This window comes from Streptomyces sp. NPDC017056, from assembly GCF_044332485.1.
Taxonomy (GTDB): domain Bacteria; phylum Actinomycetota; class Actinomycetes; order Streptomycetales; family Streptomycetaceae; genus Streptomyces.
In genome coordinates this window covers 22,259-28,258 of sequence record NZ_JBIRPD010000038.1, presented here as the reverse complement: position 1 = coordinate 28,258, position 6,000 = coordinate 22,259, and the positions used below count along the sequence as shown (strand labels likewise).

The following is a 6,000-nucleotide window of genomic DNA, read 5'->3' as shown; positions in this document are numbered from 1 at the left end:
TCCACCGGCACATACGCCCCACCAGCCTTCAACACCGCCAACAACACCACCACCACATCCACCGACCACGGCAACACCACACCAACAAACCGCTCCGGCCCCACCCCACGCCCCACCAACCACCGCGCCAAACGATTCGCCCGCGCATTCAACTCCCCATACGAAACCCGCACCCCGGCGCATTCCACCGCAACCGCATCACCACGCTCAGCCACCACCCGCTCGAACAACGCCGGCAGTACCTCCACATCCACCCCACGCGCCGTGTCATTCCGCCCCACCAGCACCTCATGACGCTCGGCCTCTCCCAGCAGACCGACCTCACCGACCCGCACCGACGGATCAGCGGCGACCGTGTCCAACACACGCAGCAGCCGCTCCGCCAAACGCTCCACCGTCGGCTCATCGAACAGATCCCGCGCGAACTCCACACCCGCATCCACACCACCGGCCGACCCATCGGCGGCGAACTGCTCCACGAACCGGAACAGCAGGTCGAATTTCGCGGCGTTGAAACTGATCGGTTCGGGGGTGACGGTGAGTCCCGGCAGGTCGGCGGCTGCGTCTCCGGTTACCTGGCCGTCCAGGTTGTTGAGGACCAGTCGCACCTGGAAAAGGGGGTGCCGTCCCGGTACTCGGGCCGGGTTGAGGACGTCGACCAGGCGCTCGAAGGGGACGTCTTGGTGGTCGTATGCGGCGAGGTTGGTGGCGCGGACACGGTCGAGGAGTTCCGCGAACGTGGGATTGCCCGACGTGTCGGTACGCAGCACCAGCGTATTGACGAAGAAACCGACCAGCTCTCCGAGGGCGTCGTCCGTGCGCCCCGCCACCGGGCTGCCCAGCGGAATGTCACTGCCCGCGCCCATCCGGTCCAGCAACGTCGCCAATGCCGCCTGGAACACCATGAACAGACTCACATTGTGCGCACGCGCCAGCGCCAACAACCGCTCGTGCTGCTCCGCACCGATCTCGAAACCGACCACCCCGCCCTCATGCGAGGCCACCTGCGGACGCGGCCGGTCCACCGGCAACGGCAACTCCTCCGGAAGACCGGCCAACGCCGACTTCCAAAACTCCAACTGCCGCGCGTTCAGGCTCTCCGGGTCGTCCTCGGAGCCCAGCACCCGGTGCTGCCACAAGCTGTAATCCGCGTACTGCACCGGCAACGGCGCCCAGCCCGGGGCCGCACCGGCACTCCGCGCCGTATACGCCACCATCAAATCCCGCGCCAACAACGGCAGCGACCACCCATCCGCCGCAATGTGGTGCAGTACCAGTACGAGTACGTGTTCTTGCTCGTCGAGGCCGAAGAGCCAGCCTCTCAGCGGGTTGTCGCTCGTGAGGTCGAACTCGTAACGGGTTGCCTCGCGCAACTGCGCGGGCAGCTCGGCTTCGCTCGTGGCCACCACTGCCAGGTCCGGTGTGTGCTTCTCCGGTTCGACGACCACTTGGTAGGTGCCTTCGCCGTCTTCGGTGAAGACCGTGCGCAGGGTCTCGTGGCGGGTCACCACGTCGCTGAGCGCCGCGCGCAGGGCTTCCTGGTCCAGCGCGCCCGACAGGCGTACCGCCACCGAGATGTTGTAGGTCGAGCCCGGGCCCTCCAGCTGGTTGAGGAACCACAGCCGGCGCTGCGCGAACGACATCGGCAGACGCGACGGCCGCGGCTCCACCGCCGTCACCGCCGGCCGCGCCTCCTCCGCGCCCACCAACGCACTCGACAGACCGGCCACCGTCGGGTGCTCGAACAGCGCCCTGACCGGTACCTCCACGCCCAGCACCGAACGCACCCGCCCTACCAACCGCGTGGCCAGCAGCGAATGCCCACCCAACTCGAAGAAGCTGTCATCGATGCCCACCCGCGGCACACCGAGCACATCGGCGAACAGACCGCAGAGGATCTCCTCCTGGGGGCTGCGCGCGGGCGTGAAGGACCCGCCCGCCTCGTGTCCGGGCGCGGGCAGCGCGGCCCGGTCCAACTTGCCGTTCGGGGTCAGGGGAAGCGCGTCCAGTACGATGATGGCAGCGGGCACCATGTACTCGGGCAGGGTGTCCCCCACGAGGCGGCGCAGCGCCGCGGTGTCCGGTGTCGTGTCCGCCGTGGCCACGACGTAGGCGACGATCCGCCGGTCCCCGGGCCGGTCCTCCCGCACCACTACGGCGGCACGGTCGACCGAGTCGTGGGTCACGAGGACCGTTTCGATCTCGCCGAGTTCGATGCGGAATCCCCGCACCTTCACCTGGTGATCCGTACGACCGAGGTAGTCCAGCTCCCCATCACGCGTCCACCGCACCAAGTCACCCGTGCGATACATCCGCCCACCAGCCACACCGAACGGGCACGCCACAAACCGCTCCGCCGTCAACCCCAACCGCTTCACATACCCCAGCGCCAACCCCTCACCAGCGATATACAACTCCCCCGCCACCCCAGGCGCCACCGGCCGCAACCACGCATCCAAAACAAACACCCGCGTATTGGCAACAGGCCCGCCCACCACCACCCGACGACCCGCCACCACCTCACCAGCAGTCGACCAAATCGTCGTCTCCGTCGGACCGTACACATTCGTCACCGACGCCGAACGCGCCACCAACTCACCCGCCAACACACCCGGCAACGCCTCACCACCCACCAACACCCGCACACCCGACACATCCACACCCTCAGCCACCAACGCCTGCCACAAACTCGGCGTCGCCTGCAACACCGACACACCCGCAGACCCCACCAACCGACCCAACACCGCCACATCACGCACCACATCACCACCCGCCACCACCACACACGCCCCATGCAACAACGGCAGGAACAACTCCAACCCGGCGATGTCAAACCCCACCGTCGTCACCGCCAACAGACGATCACCCACACCCAACCCGAACCGCTCCTGCATCCCCACCAGCAAATTCACCAACGCACGCTGACCCACCACCACACCCTTGGGCCGCCCCGTCGAACCCGACGTGAAAATGACATACGCCGGGGCTGCCTGCTGAAGGGCGCCGCCCCGCTCGGCGTCGACGAGGTCGTGCTCGGGGTATCCGGCCAGGTCAGGGGCCGGGGAGTCGATGAGCACCAGCGGCACTTCGGACGCGGGAAGGGCGTCTTGCACCGTGCTGTGGGTGATCAGCAGGCGGGGGTCGGCGTCCTGGAGCATGAACGCGATGCGGTCGGCCGGGTACGCGGTGTCGATGGGCAGGTAGGCGGCACCGGTCTTGAGGACGGCGAGCGCGGCCACGAGCAGCTGTTCCGAGCGCGGGAGCGCGATGCCGACGAACTGCCCGGCAGCCGCGCCCTGCTCGACGAGGTGCCTGGCGAGGCGGTTCGCCGCCGTGTTCAGTTCGGCATAGGTCAGTGTGGTGTCGCCGTGGGCCACGGCTGCCGCGTCCGGGGTGCGGGCGGCCTGCGCCTCGAAGAGTGCGGCCATGCCGTTGGCGGGGATCTCGCGGGCCGTGTCGTTCCACTCCGTGAGCACCCGGCCGCGCTGCTCCTCGTCGAGCAGGTCCAGCGCGCCGACCAGGCGCGCGGGCTGGTCGGCGAGGGCGTGCAACACCGTGATGAAGGCGGCCTTGACCGCCTCTACGGCGGTGGTGTCGAAGGCGTCGGGCCGGTAGCCGATGCGGAAGCGCAGGGCGTCGTCCGGCAGTGCCGCGAGGGAGAGGGGGTAGTGGATGGCGTCGCGGCCCTCGGCGGCGACCGTGCGCAGGCCGTGGGCCGCGGGGGACGCGCCGCCGTCGCCCTGCGCTTCGGGCGCGTTCAGGGGGTAGTTCTCGTACACCATGCTGGTGTCGAAGAGTTCGCCCAGCCCCGTCTGGCTCTGGATCTCGGACAGGCCGAGGTACTGGTGCGGCAGCAGCCGTATCTGCTCGTCCTGTACGCGGGACAGGAGGGCGCCCAGCGATTCGGCGGGGTCGAGCCGTACGCGCAGGGGCAGGGTGTTGATGAACAGCCCGACCATGTTCTCCACGCCGGTCAGCTCCGGCGGGCGTCCGGACACGGTGACGCCGAAGGTCACGTCCTGGCGGCCGGTCAGCGTACTGACGAGCAGCGCCCACGCGGTCTGGACGACGGTGTTGAGGGTGACGCCGCGGTCCTTCGCCCGTCGCGCCAGCCGGTCCGACAGCCCGGCCTCCAGGGAGAATTCGGTCCGTTCGGGTTCGACGAGGCCGGCGCCGGCCAGCTGCGGCGCCACCAGGGTGGGTTCCTCCAGGCCCGCGAGGGCCTCGCGCCACGCCGCGCGGGTGGCCTCGCGGTCCTGGCGACCCAGCCAGGTCAGGTAGTCGCGGTACGGCCGGACGCGGGGCAGTCCGGTGGCGTCGCCCTTGGCGATGTAGAGCGCCATCAGCTCCCTGAGCACGATGGGCAGCGACCAGCCGTCGAGCAGGAGGTGGTGGAGGGTCAGGGCCAGGCGGTGGAGGTTGTCGCCCAGCCGGATCAGGGTGAACCGCACCAGGGGCGGCTTGGCGAGGTCGAAGCGCTCGGCGGTGTCGGCGGTCACCAGGCGCCGGGCCTCGGCGTCCCGTTCGTCGGCCGGCCGGTCGCGCAGGTCCGCCTCGCGCCAGGGGATGCGGACGTCGCGGGGGATCAGCTGGGCCCAGTCACCCGCCTTGCGCTGCCGGAAGGCGGCCCGCAGGCCGGAGTGCCGGCGCAGCAGCGCGTCGGCGGCTGCCTTGAGGGCCGCAGGGTCGAGGTCGCCTTCCAGGTCGAAGGCGAGCTGGACGGTGTAGACGTCCGGCCCGGCCGCGTCGTAGACGGCGTGGAACAGCATTCCCTCCTGAAGGGGGGAGAGCGGCAGGATGTCCTCAATTGCCCGCGACTGTCGGCTCACGTCTGCGTCCCCCACTCACTTTCGAAATCCGCTTCGAATTCGTCGATCTCGCTCTGGGACATCGCTTCCAACGCCACGTCCGACGGGGTGAGTCCCCCCACGCCGGGTCCGCCGGCGTGTGCATGAAGAGCTTCCAACGCCGCGCACCAGGAATTTGCTAGATCTTGGGCCTCTTCGTCGCCGAGCAGCGCGCCGGCCCAGGTCCAGCCGGCCACCAGGCAGGGGCCTTCGGGGCTCTCCTCCACGCGGGCGTTGAGCTCCAGCGGGTGGGCGAGCGGCATGAGCGGGTCCTCGTCGGGGACCACGCCGGTGCCGCCGGGCACCGGGTCCCAGTCGCCCGCCGCGGCCTGCTCGCCGCCGCCGATGCGGCCCAGGTAGTTGTAGCCGATCTGCGGCTGCGCGTGCCCCGCCAGCTGGTCGCGGGCCCCGGGGTTCAGGTAGCGCAGCAGCCCGTACCCCACTCCCTTGTCCGGCACGGCGCGAAGCTGTTCCTTGACGCTCTTGAGCACCTCGCCGGCCGCCGAGCCCCCGGCCAGTGCCTCGGCCCTGTCGTAGCTGCCGGCGCCGATGCGGACCGGGTACAGGGAGGTGAACCAGCCGAGCGTCTGTGACAGGTCGGCGCCGGGGACCACGCTCTCCTCGCGGCCGTGGCCCTCCAGGTCGACCAGCACGTCGTCCGTGCCGTGCCGCCACTCGCGGACCGCCATGGCGAGGGCGGCCAGCAGGACGTCGTCGGCTCCGGCCTGGTACATCGCCGGGAGGGTCGTCAGCACCGACTCGGTCACCTCGGGCGACAGCCGCTGCCGCAGGTGCCGCGCGGTGCTGTGGGTGTCGGTCGCGGGGTCCAGCGGCCGGGCGCCCAGCGGGGTGTCCTGCTGCCGTACGACCCGCTCCCAGAAGGGGAGTTCGCGCAGCCGCTCCGGGGACGCGGCGGCCTCGGTGAGCCGTTCGGACCAGCGCCGCAGCGAGGTGCCGACGGGTGCGAGGCGCGGCGGCCGGCCCGCCGCCGTCTCCCGCCACGCCTCCACGAGGTCGGGGAGGAGGATGCGCCAGGACACGCCGTCGACCACCAGGTGGTGGGCGATCAGCAGCAGCAGGCCGCGCAGGGAGCTGCCGCGGTCCAGCCAGACCGCCTGCACCATGGTCCCGTTCCGGGGCGAGAGCCGGCCGA

2 protein-coding genes (1 of these 2 running past the window's edge) are annotated in these 6,000 nt (G+C 70.2%); both read right to left on the bottom strand.

Annotation, left to right across the window (positions count from 1 at the left end):
* Positions 1–4,829: amino acid adenylation domain-containing protein (locus ACH4OW_RS38825; protein WP_398033580.1), on the bottom strand; the 4,829-nt coding region annotated here is incomplete at its 3' end.
* Positions 4,826–6,000, bottom strand: partial view of an amino acid adenylation domain-containing protein gene (locus tag ACH4OW_RS38820; RefSeq protein WP_398033577.1) — the end only. It continues 9,748 nt past the right edge of the window; only the last 1,175 of its 10,923 coding nucleotides appear in the window; the start codon falls outside the window, past its right edge; the stop codon is at positions 4,826–4,828. The genes ACH4OW_RS38825 and ACH4OW_RS38820, both read right to left, overlap by 4 nt.